This is a genomic window from Planococcus salinus, from assembly GCF_003719725.1.
In the GTDB taxonomy this organism is placed as follows: Bacteria; Bacillota; Bacilli; order Bacillales_A; family Planococcaceae; genus Planococcus; species Planococcus salinus.
In genome coordinates this window covers 328795-351612 of record NZ_RIAX01000001.1, presented here as the reverse complement: position 1 = coordinate 351612, position 22818 = coordinate 328795, and the positions used below count along the sequence as shown (strand labels likewise).

Genomic DNA, 22818 nt, shown 5'->3' with positions numbered 1-22818 from the left:
ACCACTCCTTCATATTTCCTTCTTTAATCATAGCAGGTGCATGGAATACATGCAAAAAACTTACTCGAACAAATCGGCGATCGCCTGTGAAACCGTCATGTTGTCTTCGAGTATACGCTGCTCCAGTTCTTTCACTTGCCCGCGTTTTTGAGCATTTTCAAAAAAGCGGCTGTGCAGTTCATCCATGATCATGGAATGAAACCAGTCCTTGGTTTGGAATTGCCGGCGCCTTGTCCATTGACCTCCGGCTTTGGCCGTTTCCACAAACTCCTGCGCCATTTCCCAAAGTTCCGTGATCCCTTTGTTTTCGAGAGAAGATACCGGCAATGCACGTGTCTTCCAGCCTTCTGTGGCAGGTTGCAGAAAATGCAGCATCTGCTTGTACTCGGATACCGTCTTTTTGGCAAGCTCTGCGTTGCTTTGATCTGCTTTGTGCACAATGATGGCATCGGCGAGTTCCAGAATCCCTTTTTTCATGCCCTGCAGTTCATCACCCGCTCCGGTCAATACCAGCAGCAAAAACATGTCGACCATGCCACGGACCAGTGTTTCGCTTTGCCCGACACCGACCGTTTCGACCAGGATGATATCGTATCCCGCCGCTTCGCACAGCAGCATCGTTTCACGTGTTTTCTTGTGGACACCCCCAAGTGTCCCCGCCGTTGGGGACGGGCGGATAAAAGCATTTGGATTGCGGGCCAACTGCTCCATCCGTGTCTTGTCTCCAAGAATGCTGCCGCCTGTCACCGAAGAGCTTGGATCGATCGCCAGCACCGCCACACGGTGACCACGTTCTGTCAGCATCTCTCCGAACGTTTCGATAAAGGTGCTTTTACCGGCTCCCGGAACTCCCGTGATGCCGATGCGGATGCTGTTTCCTGTATGTGGCAGCAAGCTGCTCAATAACTCCTGCCCGTGCTTTTTATGGACCGGGTTGGAACTTTCAAGCAAAGTGATGGCTTTCCCTAAATGCAGCCTGGATCCTTTCCGGACGCCTTCCGCAATTTCTGTGCCATCGAACGTTTTTGCTGCCGGTTTCCTGAACTTCTTTCGCGGACCGGCATCCATCCCGTCGTGAGCAGCCTTGACGCCGTCCATCACTTTTCTGGATCCTTTTTTCCGCTCCATCAGTCGACCACTTCCTCGTAACCCAGACGAACGTAGATTTCCTCAATCACTTTTTGTGCAGCGACCGGAATCACGGTGCCCGGACCAAAGATGGCGCTGGCACCATTGTTCCGTAAAAATTCATAGTCCTGTGCAGGAATTACTCCGCCTACGACGATCAGAATATCTTCCCGGCCGATTTTCTTCAGTTCTTCCGCCAATTCCGGCACAAGCGTCCGGTGGCCGGCAGCCAACGAACTGACTCCGATTACGTGGACATCATTTTCCGCTGCCTGCTGTGCGGTTTCGGCAGGCGTCTGGAACAACGGTCCGATGTCCACATCGAACCCAAGATCGGCAAACGCGGTTGAAATGACTTTGGCCCCTCTGTCGTGTCCATCCTGTCCCATTTTGGCGATAAGAATCCGTGGACGGCGGCCTTCATTTTCAATAAAGTCTTCGGTCATTTGTTTCACAATGTCAATTTCCTGCTGATTTGTGAAATTGGAACTGTAAATACCACTCACTGAACGGATCACCGCCTTATGTCTGCCGGATGCTTTTTCGATGGCATCCGATATTTCACCGAGTGTTGCCCGGTGCCGAGCCGCTTCCACTGCACATTCCAGAATATTGGCTTCGCCGGTTTCAGCTGCTTTCGTCAGCTTTTCCAACGCCTCGATGACTTTGTCATCATCCCGTTGCTCTTTCATGCGCTCAATACGCTCGATTTGTGTTTTGCGTACCATGGTATTGTCGATATCCAAAATATCAATCGGGTCTTCCTGCTCCAGACGGTAGCGGTTCATGCCGATGATGACTTCCTCGTTCGAATCGATTTGCGCCTGTTTTTTGGCAGCCGCTTCTTCAATGCGCATCTTCGGCAGGCCGGTTTCGATCGCTTTCGCCATGCCGCCCAGTTCCTCTACTTCTTCGATTAACTCCCATGCCTTGTCCATCAGTTCCTTGGTCAGCGATTCGACGTAATAAGACCCGCCCCAAGGATCGATGACATTTGTCATCAGCGTTTCCTCCTGCAGGAAAAGCTGTGTATTGCGGGCAATACGGGCAGAAAAATCAGTCGGCAAAGCAATCGCCTCGTCCAGCGCATTTGTGTGAAGTGACTGTGTATGACCCATCGCCGCGGCGTTTGCTTCAATCAGAGTCCGCGTGACATTATTGAACGGATCCTGCTCGGTTAAACTCCAGCCTGAAGTCTGCGAGTGTGTGCGCAGCGCCAGTGATTTTGGGTTATCCGGTTCAAATGTCTTCATCATCTTGGCCCATATTTCACGAGCCGCACGCATTTTCGCGACTTCCATAAAATAGTTCATGCCGATGCCCCAGAAAAAGGACAGCCGTGGAGCAAATGAATCGATTCCGATACCCGCTTTTAATCCCGTACGGACATATTCCAGCCCATCCGCCAGTGTATAGGCAAGTTCGATGTCAGCGGTTGCCCCCGCCTCCTGGATATGATAGCCGGAAATCGAAATCGAATTGAATTTTGGCATATTGGTGGACGTATATTTAAAAATATCCGCAATGATCTGCATGGACATTGCCGGCGGATAGATATAGGTATTGCGCACCATATACTCTTTTAAAATGTCATTTTGAATGGTGCCCGCCAACTGGTCCGGTGACACCCCTTGCTCTTCTGCTGCCACGATGAAAAACGCCATGACGGGGATTACCGCACCGTTCATCGTCATCGATACAGACATCTGATCAAGCGGGATGCCATCAAAGAGGATTTTCATATCCTCCACACTGTCAATTGCCACACCCGCTTTGCCGACATCACCGACTACGCGGGGGTGGTCGGAATCATACCCACGGTGAGTGGCCAAGTCAAATGCGACAGACAACCCTTTTTGCCCCATTGCCAGGTTGCGGCGGTAAAAAGCGTTGCTTTCTTCTGCTGTTGAAAATCCGGCATATTGACGGACCGTCCATGGGCGGGATACATACATTGTCGGGTAGGGGCCTCTTACATTCGGCGCGAACCCGGGCATACTTTCCTGCAAAAAGCTGATATCTTCTTTCGAATAAGCCGGTTTCACTTCGATTCCTTCATTTGTTAAAAAAGGTTTTGAAGCGCTTGTGTTCTTTTCCCCTATTTGAATTTTTGTGAGATCCACTTTAGAAAAATCAGGTTTAGCCATGATTACAGCGCCTCCTTTCCAAGACTAAGGATTTGTTCGAGCTTTTCAACCAGGTGCTTCCCGGAATAGAGATGGTCCTGCACGCCGGACTTTTCCCAATCAGCCAGCTGCTGCGCAGTGAATTTGCCGGCCACATCGATTGCGGCAGAGGTTTCCAGACCCGGTATCACCTGTGCCAAAGCAGATTCAGAACCGCAGAGTACAGCGTAATCGATCTGTTCGTCGGAGAGATAACGATTGACTTTCTCTGCATCCGTCATTTCCGGACTGATCAATGGCTCAATTCCACCGACCGCTAAGAAACCATTCACAAAATCAGACTTTGCCTTCACTTCTTTCAAAGGCCCAACATGGATGATCGCTGTTTTTAAAATCCGTTCTCTGCTTTGTGCCCGCAGCTTTTCAAATGGCAAAGCCAGGCGTTTCGCGGTGATATATTCCAAATGACCGTCATCCAATTCGCTGTCGGCCACCGCTTCCTGCGGATTGGCGTAGATATTCGTTCCAATCAATGACGCTTTCCGTGTCGCCACGTCCCTTTCTCTCTCGACCCACTTCGCTTGTATATCGTCTGTCAGCCAGCCGGACTTCATCGCTTGTGAATACCCACCGATTTTTTCAATTTCCAGAAAGTAATTCCATGCCGCATCAACGTATTGTTTGGTCAATGTCTCGATAAAGTAAGAACCGGCCGAAGGATCCAGCACATGTGACACATGCGCTTCTTCTTTGATCACCAGCTGAACATTGCGGGCAATACGCCGGCTTATGGCGGTAGGAGTAGTCAAAAAATCATGCGGATGTACGGTATGAACATCCGTGGCTCCGAGAACAGCCGAAAAAGTGGCGTTGCCTGCCCGAAGCAAATTGACGTACGGATCCAATTTGGAATAAGACCTTACGGATGTTTCGGTGTATATGGGAATAAACCGGCTGTCTTCGCCGTAAGCGGAGCAAAAAGCTTTCCACAACACCCGGAAAGCCCGCAACTTGGCAATTTCCTGAAAAAATTTCGTATCAACCGCAAACCGGACCCACAGGTTATCTGCCGTGTCAGCAAACGATCCTGCGTCCATTTTTTCCGCCAGCATGCTCAGTGCTACACCGAGCTCATGGATGGCTGTTCCTCCTGCATGATGAACAGGGATTGTGTCAATCAATTGCGTCCGCACATATCCGGGCGCACTGACTTCTTCTTCCGATTGAATAACACCCCTTACGGATTCTTTATCGTTTTCATCGATATAATCAAAGACACGAAGGATGTCCTGATCTTGACGCGTCAGCTTAAAGTATATCGGATGTTTGATGATCAGTTCAGCCAACCGGCGGAATTGCGCCTCGGTCCAGTCATATTTCTTGGACCCGGTAAAGACAATCACGTCGCTTCCTTTGGATAACTCGTTTTCCACCGCTGCCAAAAATTCTTCCGCGGATTCAGCATTTACTTCCTGGGCCGCCAGCCACTGGGCATGTTGTTTGCCTGCCTGTACTGCGGCTGTCTGCAGCTGTATGGAATTTCCCCACTTTTGCAGCATGTCTTTCGTATACAATGGCTCGAGCGTGATGCCTTCAATCGTCTGCGTCTTCAGGCTGTCCAAAGACTTTCCCTTTAATGCCGCTTCCGCTCCTTTTTGCCATTCTTCATATGTACGTTCAGAAAACTTCGTCTTTTTCATCGAGTCGATTGCCATACTTTCCCTCCTCCTAGAGTTCACATCTCCATTTTACCTGAGTAAAGGTTGACATTAAAGGAGAAAAAAGATTGGAGTGGTCCACTCCAATCTTTTTCTTAATAAACAGATGTATTTTCTTTTGAGATGTTCTCCAGTATTTCCTTCACACGAGCCAGGAATTGGCCGCATACCAGACCGTCCAGCACACGGTGATCCAATGACAGACACAAGTTGACCATGTCACGGGCAGCAAACATGCCGCCTTCCATAATGACTGGCCGTTTGACGATGGATTCAACCTGTACGATTGCTGCCTGTGGATGATTGATGATGCCCATCGACTGGACAGAACCGAATGATCCGGTATTGTTGACTGTAAACGTGCCGCCCTGCATATCAGCCGATTTCAATTTTCCTGAGCGGGCTTTCATCGCCAGTTCATTGATTTCTTTCCCGATGCCTTTGATCGACTTCTCGTCAGAATTTTTGATGACCGGCACGAACAAAGCATCATACGAAGCGACAGCAATCGAGATGTTGATGTCTTTTTTCTGAATGATTTTGTCTCCTGCCCACATCGAGTTCATCATTGGAAATTCTTTCAGGGCCTGTGACACAGCTTTTACGAAGAATGCAAAATAAGTGATATTGAATCCTTCTTTTTTCTTGAAGTCCGTTTTAATGGAATCCCTGTATTGGACCAGATTTGTAACATCGACTTCCACTGTCATCCAGGCATGAGGCGCTTCGTGCTTGCTTTTCACCATATTGGCAGCGATCGCTTTTCGGACACCCGTCACTGGAATTTCAATATCTCCGGCGGAACTTTCAATCGGCGCCGCCTCGGTTTTCGGTGCCTGTGCAGCCTGAGAAGATGCTTCAGGCTGAGTGGTTTGTGGTGCAGACTCCGTTTGTGCAGGAGCTTCTCCAGCTTTCGGGATTTCCCCGCTGTCAATCAGTGACTGAATATCTTTTCGGGTGATGCGCCCTTCACTTCCCGAACCTTCCACTTGCGTCAAGTCAATGTCGTGTTCCTGAGCGAGGCGCATGACTGCCGGGGAATACCGGGCTTTTGCCCCTGTGGATTTGGCGGGCTGTGAAGAACCTTTCTCGCCTGTCAATCCGGTTGTCGGTTTGGCACCGGCGGCCGGCATTTCGTTCGCTTTCTCATCAGCGGCAGGTTTTGCTTCCTCTACCGGTTCAGCTGCCTGTTCAGCAGAACCACCTTCGGTTTCAATCGTACAGACAACTTCACCGACGGACAGTGTATCGCCTTCGGAAGCGACCAATTCTTTGATCGTCCCTGTAAATGATGAAGGAACTTCAGCCGTCACTTTATCTGTATTGACTTCAGCAAGTGGATCGTACTTATTGACATGGTCTCCCGGCTGGACGAGCCATCTTTCAATGGTTCCTTCTGTTACACTTTCTCCAAGCTGGGGCATTTTAATATTTTCAATAGCCAAAAGGGTTTCCTCCTTTTCTGTTTGTCCAGTCTCCGGCGGCCAGACCCTCGGGATCATAAGCCACTCCGGCTGCGCGGCTGTGATAACGCCGCTTCGCCAAAGCGTCATATGCCTGTCGAAGGCCCACACGATGTGGGTCAGATAAGCGTTGCGACAGGATATCGCGTTCTTAGCTTATCTTCCTCTATTGGCCGCCTCCACTTTTCTGTTTTAAAATTCCGCCAGTTCCCGCATGGCTTTTTCGACTTTGTCCGGGTTGATCATGAAGTATTTTTCCATGGTCGGCGCATAAGCCATTGCCGGCACATCCGGACCTGCCAGGCGCTTAATCGGGGCGTCCAGATCGAACAGGCAATGTTCCGCGATAATGGCGGCCACTTCGCCGATGATGCTTCCTTCTTTATTGTCTTCTGTCACAAGCAAAACTTTCCCCGTCTTTTTGGCAGCTTCGATGATGGCTTCCTGGTCGAGCGGATAAACCGTGCGCAAATCGAGAATGTGCACTGAATAGCCATCTTCAGCGAGGCGTTCTGCAGCCTGGAGCGCAAAATGGACAGCCAGGCCATAGGTGATGACAGTGATGTCTTCCCCTTCCCGCTTTACATCGGCTTTGCCGATTTCGATGGTGTAATCATCTTCCGGCACTTCGCCTTTGATCAGACGGTATGCGCGTTTGTGTTCAAAAAACATCACCGGATCTTCATCGCGGATTGCAGCCTTCAGCAGGCCTTTGGCGTCATGGGGTGTGGACGGGATGACAATCTTCAGCCCGGGCTGGTTGGCGAACACCGCTTCAACCGACTGGGAATGATACAGAGCACCATGTACGCCGCCGCCAAAAGGCGCGCGGAAGACGATCGGACACGACCAGTCATTGTTGGAACGGTACCGAATGCGTGATGCTTCGGAAATAATCTGATTGACTGCCGGCATAATGAAATCCGCAAATTGGAATTCTGCAATCGGACGCAGGCCATACATGGCGGCACCGATGCCGACACCGGCAATTGCCGACTCAGCAAGCGGCGTGTCGACTACACGGTCTTCGCCGAACTGGTCGTAGAGGCCTTGAGTCGCTTTGAACACGCCTCCTTTTTTGCCCACGTCTTCACCGAGAACAAAAACGTTTTCGTCACGCTCCATTTCTTCTTTCATGGCAAGCGTGATGGCATCAATATAGTTCATAACGGCCATTAGTCGTTTCCTCCTTCTTCAGCATAGACGTATTTCAGTGCGTGTTCCGGTTCAGCATACGGAGCATTTTCCGCGTAATCTGTTGCTTCGTTGACCTCTTTCATAATACGGTCATTGATTTCTTTTTCGAGCTCATCGTCCATGATGCCGTTTTCTTTCAGGTAGGCACCGAATGTCAGAATCGGATCTTTTTCTTTCTGCGCAGCCAGTTCATCGGCTGAACGGTACTGGCGGTGGTCATCGTCAGAAGAATGAGCAGTCATTCGTTCGGAGACAGTTTCGATCAGTGTCGGTCCTTCTCCCCGGCGCGCCCGGTCAGCCGCTTCTTTGACATGTTTGTACACTTCAATCGGATCGTTGCCGTCAATCGTCACACCCGGCATACCGTAACCGACTGCACGGTCCGAGACATTCTTGCTGGCAACCTGCCGATCAAAAGGAACGGAAATGGCGTATTTATTGTTTTCAACCATTGTGATGACCGGTAATTTGTGGACACCCGCAAAATTGAGGCCTTCGTGGAAATCTCCCTGGTTGGAAGAACCTTCGCCCAATGTGGTGAAAGCGACAAAGTCCTGCTTTTTCATCTTTCCTGCAAGCGCTACACCAACTGCATGGGGGACTTGTGTCGTGACAGGTGAAGATCCTGTCAGGATCCGGTTGCTTTTTTGACCGAAATGTCCGGGCATCTGACGGCCGCCGGAGTTCGGGTCTTCCGCTTTCGCAAATGCCGACAGCATCAGTTCTTTAGGCGTCATGCCGAAGTGCAGCACCACTCCAAGGTCACGGTAATAAGGCGCCACGTAATCTTTTGTGTTATCAAGCGCATAAGCCGCTCCCACCTGTGCCGCTTCCTGCCCCTGGCATGAGATGACAAAAGGAATTTTGCCTGAACGGTTTAAAAGCCACATGCGCTCATCGACACGGCGCGCCATCATCATCGTTTCATAAATATTCAGCAAATCTTCCGTTGTAAGACCTGCTTCTTCGTGTTTTAAAGCCATTAAGATTCCTCCTTTAACTGTGAATCGCTTTTCCGTCTACAGCGAGGGCGGCTTCGCCCATCACTTCCGATAATGTTGGATGTGGATGTATGGTATCCGCCACTTCCCACGGGGTTGCGTCCAGGACCATCGCCAGTCCGGCTTCGGAAATCATGTCCGTCACGTGCGGTCCGATCATATGGACTCCGAGAATATCGTTTGTTTCTTTATCTGCAATTATTTTGACAAAGCCGTCCGATTCACCGTAAACCAGTGCTTTTCCGATGGCCTTAAACGAAAATTTACCGACTTTGACATCAAAGCCCTGTTCTTTTGCCTGCTCTTCCGTAATACCGACACTTGCCGCTTCGGGATTGGAATAGATACAGCGCGACACTAAATCATAATTGATGGAGTGCGGGTTATTGCCTTTGATATGCTCAACTGCAGTGATCCCCTCATGAGATGCCACGTGAGCCAGCTGCATGCCGCCGATTACGTCACCGATGGCGTAAATATGGGACTCTTTCGTCTGAAACGAATCTTTTACCTGGATAAAACCTTTATCCACAATAATATCCGTATTTTCAAGGCCGATGTTCTCGATGTTTGCCTGACGGCCGACGGAAACCAGCATTTTGTCTGCAGCAAAACTTTCATTCTTGCCATCGATTTCAGCTTGGATGGTCACCCCGCCATCGCCTGTTTCAAGTGTGTCTGCCAATACTTTGGCACTGGTGGCAATCGTGATTCCTTTTTTCTTCAGTAATTTCTGCATTTCCTTTGAGATATCCTGGTCTTCAGTCGGAATGATGCGGTCTGCATACTCAATGACCGTCACATCGACACCGAAGTCATTCAGCATAGAGGCCCATTCGATGCCGATGACACCGCCACCTACAATGAGTATGGATTTCGGCAATTCCTCCATCTGCAAGGCTTCGTCTGAACTCATCACAAATTCGCCATCAATTGGTAAGCCCGGCAATGTGCGCGGGCGCGAACCTGTCGCAACGATGACATTGTTCGGAATCAGCATTTCGTTTTCTTCACCGTTTTTCATTTCCACTGAAACCGTCCCTGCATTCGGTGAGAAAATCGAAGGACCTAAAATACGGCCGATTCCTTCGTAGACATCAATCTTCCCTTTTTTCATGAGCCCCTGGACTCCGGCATGCAACTGATCGACGATTCCCTGTTTACGCTGTTGAACACGCGAGAAATTCAAAGAAACTTCACTTGTTTCAACACCAAAATCAGAAGCATGGTTTTTGGTGGTTGAATAGACTTCCGCGCTTCGCAGCAAGGCCTTGCTGGGAATGCATCCTTTATGCAGGCAGGTTCCACCAAGATCGCCTTTTTCGACAATTGCTGTTTTCAAGCCAAGTTGTGCGGAGCGGATGGCGGCAACGTAACCGCCTGTACCTCCTCCTATGATGACTACATCATAATTTTGAGCCATGTATGGCAACCTCCTTTATCCCATCATCCTGTGGGATAATTTTTTGCTGTTTCTTCGTTTTTCAGTACACGGACCGCCCCTTCTGCAAGAGCCTGCAGTTCGTTTTCTCCCGGGTGAACCACTACATCCGCAATCCAGCTGATCCGCTTTGAGATGGCTTCCACAAACTCTTTTCCGTAAGCCAGTCCGCCTGTTAAAATGATGGCATCCACTTTGCCGCTTAAAACGGCACTGGCCGCGCCTATTTCACGTGCAATCTGATAGGCCATCGCCTCGTAAACCAGAGCGGCTTGCCGGTCGCCTTTGTTGATCCTTTTTTCCACAGTCACCGCGTCATTGGTTCCCAGATAGCCAACCATGCCGCCTTGCCCCACGAGTTTTTTCATGATTTCCTGACGGTAGTATTTTCCGGAAAAACATAATTCCACCAAATCTCCTGCCGGTACCGTCCCCGCCCGCTCAGGACTGAAGGGGCCGTCGCCGTGGAGACCGTTATTGACTTCCACTACACGGCCTCCTTCATGGACACCGACTGTGATGCCGCCGCCCATATGGGTGACGATCAATCGCACGTCTTCATAAGCTCGCCCGTTGGCTTTGGCAAACCGCTTCGCCACCGCTTTTTGGTTCAAGGCATGGAAAATCGACTTCCGCTTAATCAATGAAAAACCGGACAGGCGGGCAATCGGCGCCAGCTCATCCACCACTACAGGGTCAACTATATAAGAAGGGATATTCAATCCATTGGCGATTTCGTATGCCAATATCCCTCCGAGATTGGAGGCATGTTGGCCGGCATATCCGATACGCAGATCGTTGAGCATTTCTTCGTTGACCTGGTATGTTCCACCTTCGATCGGCCGCAGCAAACCGCCTCTTCCGCAGACGGCAGAAAGGTTTGAAACGTTCATCCCTTCTTCATCCAGAGCTTCGAGAATGGTTTGCTTGCGAAAACTGTATTGCTCAATAATGGAAGGGAACTCCGCCAGCTGTTCGGTTGAATGGCGGATGGTCTTTTCCATGATCAGGGTGTCGTTGTCAAAAACGCCGATCTTAGTCGATGTCGACCCTGGATTTATGACTAGTATTCGATGCAGCTGTTCTTGCACAGCGATCCCTCCTTTTCATCTTACTCGCCGGCCGCTTCCGTTTTTCTTTTTGTCCAGTCTCCAGCGGCCAGGTTCTCGGGTCATAAGCCATTCTGGCTGTGCGGCTGGAAATACTCCGCTTCGCCAGACCGTCTTATGCCCGTCAAACCTGAACGGCCGCTTCCGCTTTTCTTTGTCCAGTCTCCAGTGCCTAGCTCTTCGGGACATAAGTCGACCCAGCTGTGTGGGATAGAGCTCCACTGCACTGGTCTGCCTGAACCCGTATTGCTCCTGCATCGCTGCGCTAGCTTCGTCGCAAAGAGATAGCCCAAACTACTTTTGGTCTATCTCTTGCCTGTCAGAGCTGGACAGGCACTTCCGCTTTTCTTTTTTACCTTCTGCTAAGGATGTCGTGGCCGTTGCGCAAAAATTGGCTTCTGGATTTGCGCATGCGTTCGATGCGTTCTTCCGCCATCCGTTCTGCCGCAATGTAGCTTGGTACTCCATCACGTTTTGAGATTTCAAAAATTCTCGAAATGCTGTCGTAAATCGTTTCTACGCGTTTCATAGCGCGTTCATTGTTGTAGCCGTACAATTCGTCTGCGACATTGATGACTCCGCCCGAGTTGATGACAAAATCCGGAGCATAGACAATGCCTTTCGCCTCGAGTTCATCGCCGTGACGTTCTTCTTTCAATTGGTTATTGGCTGACCCTGCGACCACTTTGACTTTCAATTGAGGAATTGTGTCGTCGTTGATGATGGCACCCATTGCACACGGTGCGAAAATGTCTGCTTCCTGTGCGTAAATATCATTCGGCTCGACAGCGGTGGCGCCAAAGTTATCTACGGCACGCTGCACGGCTTCTTTGTTGATGTCCGTGACAATCAGGTTCGCCCCTTCTTTATGCAGGTATTCACATAGTGGGTAAGCAACGTTGCCGACTCCTTGGACAGCCACTGTTTTACCTTCCAGTGAATCATCGCCGAACGCTTCCATTGCCGCAGCCTTCATCCCGATATACGCACCGTACGCTGTAACCGGAGAAGGATTTCCTGAAGAGCCGAAAGCAGGAGAAATTCCTGTTACAAAGTCCGTTTCTTCATGGATCAAATCCATGTCAGCCACCGTTGTACCCACGTCCTCGGCAGTGATGTAACGGCCGTTCAGGCCTTGGATAAAGCGGCCGAATGCACGGAACATTTCTTCGTTCTTGTCTTTCAGCGGGTCACCGATGATGACGGTTTTACCGCCGCCGAGGTTCAGCCCGGCAGCTGCATTTTTATAAGTCATTCCGCGGCCCAGACGAATGGCGTCTTCGATCGCTTCTTCTTCTGTCGCATAATTCCACATCCGCGTACCGCCAAGAGCCGGTCCGAGTGTCGTATCGTGGATGCAGATGATCGCTTTCAGGCCTGAATTTTTATCCTGGCAAAATACCAACTGTTCGTAGTCGTGCTGTTCCATTTTTTTGAAGATTTCCATTGTGATTCCTCCTAATATATCGTTACTTTTCTTTTTGATAAGTTGATGAACGGATCGCTAAAGCGAGTGAGAATAATTTGCTTTCGGCACTGTCTGCCCGTGAAGTCAAAACGATCGGAGCCTTTGCACCTGCGATGACCCCGCCGACTTTCGCCCGGGCAAAATAGACAAGTGATTTATATAGGATATTGCCTGCTTCAATATTGGGCACAACCAGAATATCAGCTTTTCCTGCAGTTTCACCTTTGATTCCTTTGTGGGCGGCTGCTTCAGCTGATACGGCGTTGTCCAGAGCCAAAGGACCGTCAATTATACAGTTCTTAATTTGGCCCCGTCTGTTCATCGTTGCCAGTGCTGCCGCATCAAGTGTAGCCTGCATGTTTGGATTGACAACTTCCACAGCGGCGAGTGGAGCGACCACTGGAGTTTCCACACCGACTGAACGGGCAATATGCACTGCGTTCTGGATAATTTGCGCTTTCTCATACAGCACCGGAGTCATATTCATCCCTGCATCGGTGACGAAAATCAACCGGTCAAATCCCTCGATTTCAAAAGCGGCTACATGAGAAAGGACATTGCCGGTCCTCAGTCCAATATCTGGGTTCAAAACCGCTTTCAATAAAACGGCTGTGGAAATCATCCCTTTCATCAGCACATCCGCCTCGCCGATGGATACGGATGTAACCGCTTCCCTGGCTGCTTGTTGAGGGCCGTCTGTGTGATGGATGGAAAGATGCGGATGATCGATCAAGTGTGGAAAATCATCAGCAATCAACTTCCGGAGCTTTTCCTCATCGTCGAACAGCCTGAAGCTTGCGAGTTTTCGCTCAATCGCCATGCTGACTGCTTCGAGTACTTCGCCATCCGCTGCCGCTGCTACAGCAACTGCATGTATTTCTTCAGTGGGGATGTCATTCATCAAATCGATTAATGTAGTCATGGTCATCACCTCATTCACCTTTAATTAAACCAGATAAAACATGGTGAGATAAGGGATGTAAGCGTTTTATTTCTTAATCCGGACCGGATTTCATGCAAATATTTGCAAAACCCTGCAATTATTTGCACAAACTTAATTTAAGCCGTATTTTTCTAATTTGTAGTATAAAGTGCGCAGCGAAATCTGCAATTGCTTGGCTGTCTTGGATTTGTTTCCTTTGAATTGAGTGAGTGCATGATGGAGGATTCCCCGTTCGACAGTGTCCAGTTGTTCCTGCAACGGAACAGATGACTCGACCACCACTTCGTTTTTCGCCTCGGAAACTTTCAGCATGTTTAGCGGAATGTGTTTTTCCGTTAAGACTTTATCGTTTATTTGCATAAATATCATGGACTGGCTGATGACATTTTCAAGTTCACGCACATTGCCCGGCCAATCATAGACCCGCAAAAGCTGCAATGCCTTTTCAGTAATCGTTTCGATGCTGCGGCCGTATTCCTGATTCAGCTTCAGCAGCAGCCTGTCGACGATTTGTGGGATATCCTGTTTTCGGTTGCGCAACGGTGGGATCAGGATCGGCATGCGATTCAGCCGATAATACAAATCTTCCCGAAAGGTGCCATCCAGCAACGCTTTTTCCATATTGGCGTTCGTGGAGGCGATCACCCGTACATTGACGGGAATCGGTTTTGTTCCGCCGATCCGTAATGTTTCGTGCTCCTGCAGGACACGCAGCAGTTTGCTTTGAATGGCGGGAGACAATTCGCCGATTTCATCCAAAAAAATGCTGCCATTATTCGCCTCTTCAAAAAGCCCTCTTTTTTCGCCGCTCTTCAATCCGTAAACCGACCCCTCTTCATATCCGAACAGTTCACTTTCAAGCAGTTCTTCAGATAAAGAAGCACAATTGACGCGGACAAACTTGTTGTATTTTCTTTCGCTGGCGCTGTGAATGGCATGGGCGAATAATTCCTTCCCCGTTCCCGACTCACCGCGCAGCAGCACGGTCACCAAGGTCTGCGCCGCCAGTTTCGCTTGTTGCAGGGACAATTGCATTTCTGACGACAGTCCGATGATATCGTCAAAAGTGTATTTGGATTCCAGTGTTCGGATGATGCTCCGTGCCCTGTCCAACTCTTTCATCAGTGACCGGATCTCAGTCGTATCATGGATAACGCCGACACTGCCCTTCAGTTTGTTGTCCACAATGATCGGAGCTACATTAACAATAACTTCGCGTCTGCCTGGTCCCACCTTTAAATTTACACCTCTCACCGGCTTGCGTGTTTGAAGCGCTTTTACATGCATGCTTTCGCCTTCCGAAATATCTGCAGTGGCAGGTCGGCCGATGACTTCGTCCATCTGGAGACCGGTAATCCGGGTGTATGCGGGGTTGACCAATAAGCCGTTGCCTTTCTCATCAACAACGGAAATTGCATCATCGCTTGACTGGATGATGGCCTGCAGCATCGTCTGGACCTCTTTTAAATCCGTGATTTCTTCCGCCAGGGATACCACTTCCGTAATGTCTTTGAATACCGCAAAAGCCCCGATGATCTCCCCGTTTTCATCAATCATCGGAAAACGCGATGTGACAATCTTCGAACCCGTCTTCAGCACCAGCTCTTTGTTCAAATCGGTGCGGCCGGTTTCATAGATCCGCGGCAATTCACTGAGTGCGATCAGTTCATGGATATGGCGGCCGATGGATGACTCAATTTCCACTTCAAGCATCCGGGCGGCACTTTTGTTCATGAATATCACATGGCTGTTCTGATCGATTCCCACCATGCCTTCTTCTATGGAATTGAAAATGATGTTCTGCTTATGGCTTTCTTCGCTGAGGCGTTTGATGAAATGCTCTTTTTCATGGAGTAATTTGACCACCATATTGGCAACGCTTCCAGGGATGATGTCGGTGTTGTCGTTGAAATAGCGGTGCAATTCCCGTTGTACAGCATCGCTGCCCGACACATTAAAGACGAGATGCACGTCTTCATGCTGAAATTCGTTGAAATGATCTGATACACGGATGCCGTGCAATCTGGCTGATGCGATGGCGGGTGCATTCAGGTCGATATCCACCACGCCAAGCACACGTAAGTAATCCGATTCAAGAAGCAGCTCAAGGATGGCAGAGCCACCCGCACCGCCACCGACAATCAATATATTTTGCAAATTTCTTCATACCTTTCATTCGCAGTATATGCAATCTCTTGCAGTAATGTTCTAAGCGTACCGCAGAATCGATTTCTTGACAACTGCCCGCAAATTGGAAACAATAGAGCAGAAGGAGTGGAATCATGGGACGTTTTCTTGCTTTTCTTGTCTTACTCATACCTGGAATCATGGCTGCGTACGGCATCAAGCTGATGCGCGACACCTTGTTCAATAAATTACTCGAGCCTTATCCGGCTTTGTGGCTGCAATTCATCCTTGGCACAATTTTCGTGGTGCTTGGAGTCGGCTTTTTTGCCGGCTTTCTGTTGAACCGTGACCGGAAAAAAGGGACAGTCCAAAAAAGATTTCAGAAATAAAAAATTGCGTCCTACCGTTCAACGGCGGGACGCAATTTTTCTTTTATACGGTCCGGATAATCGGTGATGACACCAACCAGACAGGAATCCGGTTTTTTTATGGCTGCTTCGGAACCAACCATTCCATAAACCCTGATTTTTTTCCCGGTTTGCTGCAACTGATCGATCAACTGGCTTGAATACAGCCGCTTATGGAGATGAAGGCTGTCGACCCAATCCATCCCGATAACTTCTTCCAAGGAAAATTTCTTTTTCAGTATCAAGGCCGTCTCAACAGATGGCTTTGTTTTTTTTATTTCTTTCAGCAACTGCGGATGGAAAGAAGACAAATGCACGTCATGCAAACCATCAAGCATGGCACATAATATTTTCGTGCCATTCGGGTGATGCAGAAAGGAACTTTTCATTTCGATATTCAACGGAACTTTTTTTTCTTTCGCCCATTGAAAAACTTCATAGGCAAGTGGGATTTTATGATGGACGAACGAACGTCTCCATTTTTTCCCGATTTTCAATTCCTTTAAAAAATCATAGTCCACTTCTTCTATTCTGGCATCTTTACCGCTTAATCGCTTTACATTATCATCATGAAAAACGACGATTACACCATCTTTTGTAATCTGGACATCCAACTCGATGCCGACACCGAAATTACACGCCTTCTGAAAAGACTTCCATGTATTTTCGAGAGCGTAGCCTGACGCTCCTCTATGTGCATAGACTTTTACTTCAGACAATTCGAATCATCTTCTTTCTTGACGAATAAAAACGGGTTTTTATTTCCTGCTATTGGGATGCAGAATCTTCAAGCGGAATACTGTCGGACAGCATCGCGATAAACTCGGAATTGGTCGGTTTCGATTGCAAGTGTTCATTGCTGTAGCCGACTATTTTCGAAATATGCTGGATATCGCCACGCGTCCACACAATTTCTATGGCGTGCCGGATAGAGCGTTCAACTCGCGCAGGAGTAGTATCATACGTCCCGGCAATCGCCGGATACAAGGACTTGGTCACCTTGTTTAGAATGGCCGGGTTATCCAATACGAGTGAAATCGCTTGTTTCAAGTAGCCGTACCCTTTTAAATGCGGAGGGACTCCCACTTCTTTGACCACATTCGTAATTTGCTCTTCGATGCTCAGCACCTGATTTTCTTCCGGATGCTTCTCACTGCCATTGTACATGATATGGTTGATCTGTACAGCCAACCGCTCCGGTTCAAAAGGCTTCATGAGAAAATACGAAGCACCGTATTGAACAGCCTGGCTCATGATGGATTCCTGGCCAAATGCGGACAGCATGATAACTTCGATGTCGCGCAGCTTTTCGTCTTGCTTGATGGCGGCCAGTGCACCGATCCCATCCAAATGAGGCATTACAATGTCCAACACCAACACATCAATAGGATGGTCCTTCAGCATTTCGATACAGGCGTGGCCATTGTAAGCTTTCGCTACGACTTCCATTTCCGGCTGGCTGTTCAAATAATCACTCAGTAAATCCACCAGTTCCCTGTTGTCATCTGCCACTGCTATTCTGATCGTATTCATCAATTTCTCCCCTCGCTGACTGCTCTGGCAGCTTACTTCATCAATAGTTTCCGATCATGGGCAAGCGACAGCAGTTCTTCTGCATGCTGCAAAGTCAGTTCCGTAATTTCAGCCCCGGACAACATACGGCTCATTTCTTCTTTGCGCTCTTGTCCATCGAGTTCATGCACAGCAGTTGTCGTCCGATTTTTGTCAATCCGTTTTTCGATGAACAAATGCTGGTCGGCCATCGCTGCCACCTGTGGCAGATGTGAAATGCACAGCACTTGTGAATGAATGGAAATGGCCGCAATCTTTTCGGCAATGGCTTGTGCAACCCGGCCACTGACTCCTGTATCAACTTCGTCGAAAATGATGGATGTAATGCCCTGATGCTTCGAAAAAATCGTTTTCAAAGCCAGCATCATCCGTGACAGTTCTCCACCGGAAGCCACTTTTGTCAACGGTTTTAACGGTTCTCCAAGATTGGTGGAAATATAAAACGAAATCGCATCATGGCCGTGGCGGTCAAATCTGCCATTAGGAAGCGTTCCGAAATTGACTTCGAATGAAGCTTTGCCCATATGCAGAGCCTGTAACTGTTCCATAATGTCTTTTCCCAGACGCACAGCCGCCTTTTTCCGAAGAATCGTCAGTTCTTCCGCTTCCACCCGCAGATCTTCCGTCAATTCTTTCAGTTTTTCCTGATCCAGCTGAAGCCGTTGGTCCCGATTCACCAGTTTATCCAGCTCATCCGTCTGCGCTTCATGATACAGCAGAATGTCTTCGACTGATGCTCCATATTTCCTTTTCAGCGATTGCAGCAAAGCCAGCCGCTGTTCGATGTCGTTCAGCCGGTTCGGATCAAACTCCATGTCATCAAGGATCCGCTTGATTTCCGTGGAGGTGTCCTGAATCTGGTAAAACGCCGTCGACAGCAGTTCGGAATGGCTGCTGAATTGTTCATCGACCGAAGCCGCATGCTCCAGTTCCGACATGGCCGTCCCAACCCAATCCAATCCTTTCGACTCTCCCTGGATGGCTTCATGGGCAGCCGATATGGATTCATAGATTTTATGGAAGTTCTGCAGTTTTTTGCGCTCCTGGAGCAATTCTTCGTCTTCTCCAGCCGTCAACTGCGCCGCTTCAATTTCCTGCAGCTGAAAGGTCAGAAGGTCAATCCGCTGGGCAATTTGCTGTTCGTTTTCATTGTAAGAAGAAAACTCCCGTTTCAATTTCGTGTACTTGTCAAAAGTGTTGGCATAGCTTTCTTTCGCCTTTGCCAGGCTTTTTCCGGCAAACTGATCCAATAAATGAAGATGCTGCTTTTCATCCATCAGTTCCTGCGTTTCATGCTGGCCGTGGATATCGATCAACGCAGCCCCCACTTCACGTAAAATTGAAATCGTCACAAGTTTGCCGTTGATGCGGCATACATTCTTGCCTTTTTCGTTCAACTCCCGGCGCAGCAGTATATCGCCGTCGCTCGACTCGACCCCAAACTCCGCAAGTTTCTGGAAAACCGGGTGCTTTTCATCTTCTATCGTGAACAAACCTTCAATTTCCGCTTTTTTGGCGCCATGCCGGATAAACTCCTGGCTCCCTCTTCCTCCTGCAAGCAAATGGACGGCATCGATGATAATCGATTTTCCGGCTCCCGTTTCACCTGTTAATACTGTCAGGCCTTCTGAAAAACTGACAGAAAGCGCATCGATAATAGCAAAATTGCGGATATCCAACTCGCGCAACATACACTTCACCCCATTATTAAAGCATTTCAATCAATCGTTGTTTCAACACTTCTCTGTCTTCATCTTTTCGGCAGATGATCAGGCAGGTATCGTCACCGCAAATTGTCCCGAGGATTTCTTCCCAATCCAAATGGTCAATGAGTGAACCAATGGCATGGGCATTGCCCGGCAATGTTTTCATGACAAGAAAATGGCTTGCCCCGTCTATACTGACAAAAGCGTCTGTCAAGGCACGGTGCAATTTCTGCATCGGATTAAAGCGCTGATCAGCGGGCAGGCTGTACTTGTAACGCCCGTCCTGCAAAGGCACTTTAACCAGATGGAGTTCTTTTATATCACGCGAAACCGTCGCTTGTGTCACTTCGTAACCTGCTGCTTTCAGTAAGTTCACCAAGTCGTCCTGCGTTTCAATTTCGCGGTTTGAAATAAGATCGCGAATCTTAATATGGCGTTGTCCTTTGTTCATCTTGCTCCCCCTACGTGAATAATTATTCCATATACCTTATATCGTACCTTTTAAAAACAGGAAAGACAAGAAAGGAGTCATTTCTGGCATGGCACAAAAACCATTGCTTGTGCAGTTTTTATAAAAAACTCCAGCCGAAAGACGGTGACTCCGTAAGAAAAGGTTGTCCAATGAGTCGTGTGACGACTGGTTGGACAACCTTCTTATAAATTTTCATGTGCTGTTCGAACGGTTTCATTGACCGCTGCTTCTGAAACGCCGGCAATTTCTTCGCTGTCCTGTGCTGATTGCAAATGAAACAAGAATTCGATATTGCCTTCCCCGCCGGTAATAGGCGAAAAGGACATGTTTCTTATATGAAACCCTGCCTCCGAAGCAAATCCACCGACTTTCAATAAAACTTCGCGGTGGGTTTTCGGATCCCGGACAATGCCTTTTTTCCCGACGCTGTCTCTGCCGGCTTCGAATTGGGGCTTGACCAAGGCAATCACATGCCCACCCGGCACCAGAACTTGCTTCAATACCGGCAAAATGATTTTCAGTGAAATGAAAGAAACATCAATGGTCGCAAACTCAGGAAGCCCTTCTGTGAAATCCGCCGGTTTGGAATGACGGAAGTTGGTGCGTTCCATCACCGTTACCCGCTCGTCTTGACGGATTTTCCAGGCAAGCTGGTTATAGCCGACATCCAGCGCATAGCAATGCGCGGCTCCGTTTTGGAGAGCACAGTCGGTAAAACCGCCGGTGGAAGAGCCAATATCAAGCATCAGCTTCCCTTCCACCGACAACTCAAATTCCTGCAGTGCCTTTTCCAGTTTTAAACCGCCGCGGCTGACATACTTTAAGTCATTGCCTTTCATTTCGAGAGGAGCGTCCTGGGCAATTTTCTCACCCGGTTTGTTCATCCGTTCTTCGTTGGAAAAAATAATGCCGGCCATGATGGCGCGTTTTGCTTTTTCCCGTGTCTCGCATATCCCTCTTTCTACAAGAAGTACATCGACACGCTCTTTTTTCGGTTTGTTCATAATGCCTTATATCCTGCCTTTACTTCTGGCTGGATATGTTTTTTGATAACCTGTACCACACGATCACTGTTCAAGTCGATTTCATCCATCAACTTTGAAACGTCGCCGTGCTCGATGAATTGATCCGGTATGCCGAGACGTTCCACAACCGAATCAGTGTAGTAATGGTCATGGGCAAATTCCAGCACTGCACTGCCAAAGCCACCTTGCAGCACAGCTTCTTCAATTGTGACAACCGGCAATTTTCGCTGGAAGATGGAATGGAGCATCTGCGAATCCATCGGTTTGATAAAGCGCGCATTGACCACTTCCGCTTTGATGCCCTGCTCCCGCAGGTCTGCCGCTGCTTTCAGAGCCATTGGAATGGTCGTGCCGAAAGTCAGGATAACCGCGTCCGTCCCTTGTTCAAGCACTTCCCACGAACCGATCGGCAAAGCCTGCAGCTCCGTATCCATTTCCACGCCCAATCCATTTCCTCTCGGATAGCGCAAGGCGATTGGGCCACCGTCGTAATCGATGGCTGTCTTGACCATATGCTGGCCTTCGTTTTCGTCTTTTGGCATCATGATGACCATATTCGGAAGGTGGCGCAAAAAGGCAATATCAAAAACGCCTTGATGCGTTTCGCCGTCCGCTCCAACAAGCCCCGAACGGTCAATGCCAATAAAAACATTCAGATTCTGACGGCAAATATCATGAACCACCTGGTCATATGCACGCTGAAGAAAAGTGGAGTAAATCGCAAGAAATGGTTTCATATCCTGCGTCGCAAGTCCGGCCGCCATGGTAGTGGCGTGCTGTTCCGCAATCCCTACATCAAACATCCGCTCAGGAAACTCAGATGCAAAGCCTTCCAGTTTGGAACCAACCGGCATCGCCGGAGTGATGGCCACCACGCGCTCATCCTGCCGCGCAATCTTCCGCACGGTTTCCGCTACCAAGCCGCTCCAGGACGGAGCTTTTGAAGAGGATTTCACCAAGTCGCCTGTTTCCATCTTATATGGACCTGTGCCATGCCAGGTGCCGATGCGATCTTGTTCTGCCGGCAAAAAGCCTTTGCCTTTTTTGGTGATAACATGGAGCAGAACAGGGCCTTCCACTTTTTTGGCGTACTGGAGATTGGATTCCAAATCTTCCATATCGTGGCCATCAATCGGTCCCAGGTACGTAAATCCGAGCTCTTCGAAGAAAACACCGGATACAAGCAGGTATTTCAAGCTGTCTTTTACCCGCTCGGCTGTAGCCGCAAGTTTGCCGCCAACTGCCGGTATTTTTTTCATCAAATATTCCAAATCGTCTTTTGCTTTGTTGTATTTCCCGGCTGTACGCAAGCGGCCCAGCACATTATGGAGAGCTCCCACATTCGGGGCGATCGACATTTCGTTATCGTTCAAAACAACAATCATATTGGTCTGTTCATGGCCAATGTGGTTCAATGCTTCCAGTGCCATACCGCCTGTCAAAGCACCGTCCCCGATAATCGGTATTACATGGTTTTTGCTTTTTTTAATGTCACGGGCAGCCGCCATTCCCATCGCTGCCGACAGGGAAGTGGAACTGTGGCCCGTCTCCCAGACATCATGGTCGCTTTCATTTCGTTTCGGGAAGCCGCATAACCCTTTGAACTGGCGCAATGTATCAAATTGGCTTGCACGCCCCGTCAAAATCTTATGGACATACGACTGATGACCCACATCCCATATAAATTTATCAGATGGGCTGTCGAATACACGGTGCAATGCCAATGTCAATTCGACAACACCTAAATTCGGTCCAATATGGCCGCCTGTTTTCGATAAGTTTTCTACTAAAAATTGCCGAATATCTTCACTTAATTCCGCGAGCTGCTTTTGGTTCAGCTCTTTTAAGAAAGATGGACTAGTAATCGTATGAAGATCCATTGCCATCACACACCTTCTTCAAAAATTTTTCCACT

General features: G+C 48.8%; 18 protein-coding genes. 1 reads left to right on the top strand and 17 read right to left on the bottom strand.

What is annotated here, in order from left to right; genetic code table 11:
* Window positions 1–60 precede the first annotated feature (60 nt).
* From meaB to EEX84_RS01675, 11 genes are all read right to left on the bottom strand, one after another.
* Entirely contained in the window at window positions 61–1128 is a 1068-nt protein-coding gene (meaB, locus tag EEX84_RS01725) for a methylmalonyl Co-A mutase-associated GTPase MeaB (protein ID WP_123163844.1), read from the bottom strand.
* Window positions 1128–3275 carry a methylmalonyl-CoA mutase gene (gene scpA / locus EEX84_RS01720; protein WP_123163843.1) on the bottom strand — a complete coding sequence of 716 codons (2148 nt, stop codon included), beginning with the start codon at window positions 3273–3275 and terminating at the stop codon, window positions 1128–1130. The genes meaB and scpA overlap by 1 nt, the downstream gene beginning before the upstream one ends.
* A gap of 2 nt (window positions 3276–3277) precedes the next feature.
* Window positions 3278–4969 (bottom strand): methylmalonyl-CoA mutase family protein, encoded by a 1692-nt coding sequence (locus tag EEX84_RS01715; RefSeq protein WP_123163842.1) that lies wholly within the window; start codon window positions 4967–4969, stop codon window positions 3278–3280.
* 98 nt (window positions 4970–5067) lie between these two features.
* The gene (locus EEX84_RS01710) at window positions 5068–6417 is read right to left on the bottom strand and encodes a dihydrolipoamide acetyltransferase family protein (RefSeq protein ID WP_123163841.1); all 1350 of its coding nucleotides are present in this window, start codon (window positions 6415–6417) and stop codon (window positions 5068–5070) included.
* Between the two features lie 210 nt (window positions 6418–6627).
* Window positions 6628–7611, bottom strand: a complete 984-nt coding sequence (locus EEX84_RS01705) for an alpha-ketoacid dehydrogenase subunit beta (RefSeq protein WP_123163840.1) — start codon at window positions 7609–7611, stop codon at window positions 6628–6630.
* Window positions 7611–8615 carry a thiamine pyrophosphate-dependent dehydrogenase E1 component subunit alpha gene (locus tag EEX84_RS01700; RefSeq protein WP_123163839.1) on the bottom strand — a complete coding sequence of 335 codons (1005 nt, stop codon included), beginning with the start codon at window positions 8613–8615 and terminating at the stop codon, window positions 7611–7613. The genes EEX84_RS01705 and EEX84_RS01700 overlap by 1 nt, the downstream gene beginning before the upstream one ends.
* A 13-nt stretch (window positions 8616–8628) precedes the next feature.
* Window positions 8629–10056: a dihydrolipoyl dehydrogenase gene (gene lpdA / locus EEX84_RS01695; RefSeq protein WP_123163838.1), complete on the bottom strand. Its 1428-nt coding sequence runs from the start codon at window positions 10054–10056 to the stop codon at window positions 8629–8631.
* 23 nt (window positions 10057–10079) lie between these two features.
* Window positions 10080–11165 (bottom strand): butyrate kinase, encoded by a 1086-nt coding sequence (gene buk / locus EEX84_RS01690; protein WP_123163837.1) that lies wholly within the window; start codon window positions 11163–11165, stop codon window positions 10080–10082.
* A 370-nt stretch (window positions 11166–11535) separates the two neighbouring features.
* A complete protein-coding gene (locus EEX84_RS01685) occupies window positions 11536–12630 on the bottom strand; it encodes a Leu/Phe/Val dehydrogenase (protein WP_123163836.1) in 1095 nt (364 codons plus the stop codon).
* 22 nt (window positions 12631–12652) lie between these two features.
* Window positions 12653–13573, bottom strand: a complete 921-nt coding sequence (gene yqiS / locus EEX84_RS01680) for a phosphate butyryltransferase (protein WP_123163835.1) — start codon at window positions 13571–13573, stop codon at window positions 12653–12655.
* Window positions 13574–13705: 132 nt separating this feature from the next.
* Window positions 13706–15751: a sigma 54-interacting transcriptional regulator gene (locus EEX84_RS01675; RefSeq protein WP_123163834.1), complete on the bottom strand. Its 2046-nt coding sequence runs from the start codon at window positions 15749–15751 to the stop codon at window positions 13706–13708.
* Window positions 15752–15876: 125 nt separating this feature from the next.
* Between EEX84_RS01675 and EEX84_RS01670 the strand changes: the two genes are divergently transcribed.
* Complete coding sequence (locus tag EEX84_RS01670) at window positions 15877–16110, top strand: DUF2627 domain-containing protein (protein ID WP_123163833.1); 234 nt, start codon at window positions 15877–15879, stop codon at window positions 16108–16110.
* Window positions 16111–16121: 11 nt separating this feature from the next.
* On the opposite strand, the gene EEX84_RS01665 is transcribed toward EEX84_RS01670, so the two are convergent.
* From EEX84_RS01665 to dxs, 6 genes are all read right to left on the bottom strand, one after another.
* Window positions 16122–16847 carry a glycerophosphodiester phosphodiesterase gene (locus tag EEX84_RS01665; protein WP_123163832.1) on the bottom strand — a complete coding sequence of 242 codons (726 nt, stop codon included), beginning with the start codon at window positions 16845–16847 and terminating at the stop codon, window positions 16122–16124.
* 49 nt (window positions 16848–16896) lie between these two features.
* The gene (gene spo0A, locus EEX84_RS01660) at window positions 16897–17661 is read right to left on the bottom strand and encodes a sporulation transcription factor Spo0A (protein WP_123163831.1); all 765 of its coding nucleotides are present in this window, start codon (window positions 17659–17661) and stop codon (window positions 16897–16899) included.
* Between the two features lie 32 nt (window positions 17662–17693).
* Window positions 17694–19391, bottom strand: coding sequence for a DNA repair protein RecN (gene recN / locus EEX84_RS01655; RefSeq protein WP_123163830.1), 1698 nt, complete (start codon window positions 19389–19391; stop codon window positions 17694–17696).
* A gap of 16 nt (window positions 19392–19407) precedes the next feature.
* Window positions 19408–19857 carry a transcriptional regulator AhrC/ArgR gene (gene ahrC / locus EEX84_RS01650; RefSeq protein WP_123163829.1) on the bottom strand — a complete coding sequence of 150 codons (450 nt, stop codon included), beginning with the start codon at window positions 19855–19857 and terminating at the stop codon, window positions 19408–19410.
* Between the two features lie 203 nt (window positions 19858–20060).
* Window positions 20061–20882 (bottom strand): TlyA family RNA methyltransferase, encoded by an 822-nt coding sequence (locus EEX84_RS01645; protein ID WP_123163828.1) that lies wholly within the window; start codon window positions 20880–20882, stop codon window positions 20061–20063.
* On the bottom strand, window positions 20879–22783 hold the full coding sequence (gene dxs / locus EEX84_RS01640) for a 1-deoxy-D-xylulose-5-phosphate synthase (protein ID WP_123164037.1): 1905 nt from the start codon (window positions 22781–22783) through the stop codon (window positions 20879–20881). The genes EEX84_RS01645 and dxs overlap by 4 nt, the downstream gene beginning before the upstream one ends.
* Window positions 22784–22818: the final 35 nt, after the last annotated feature.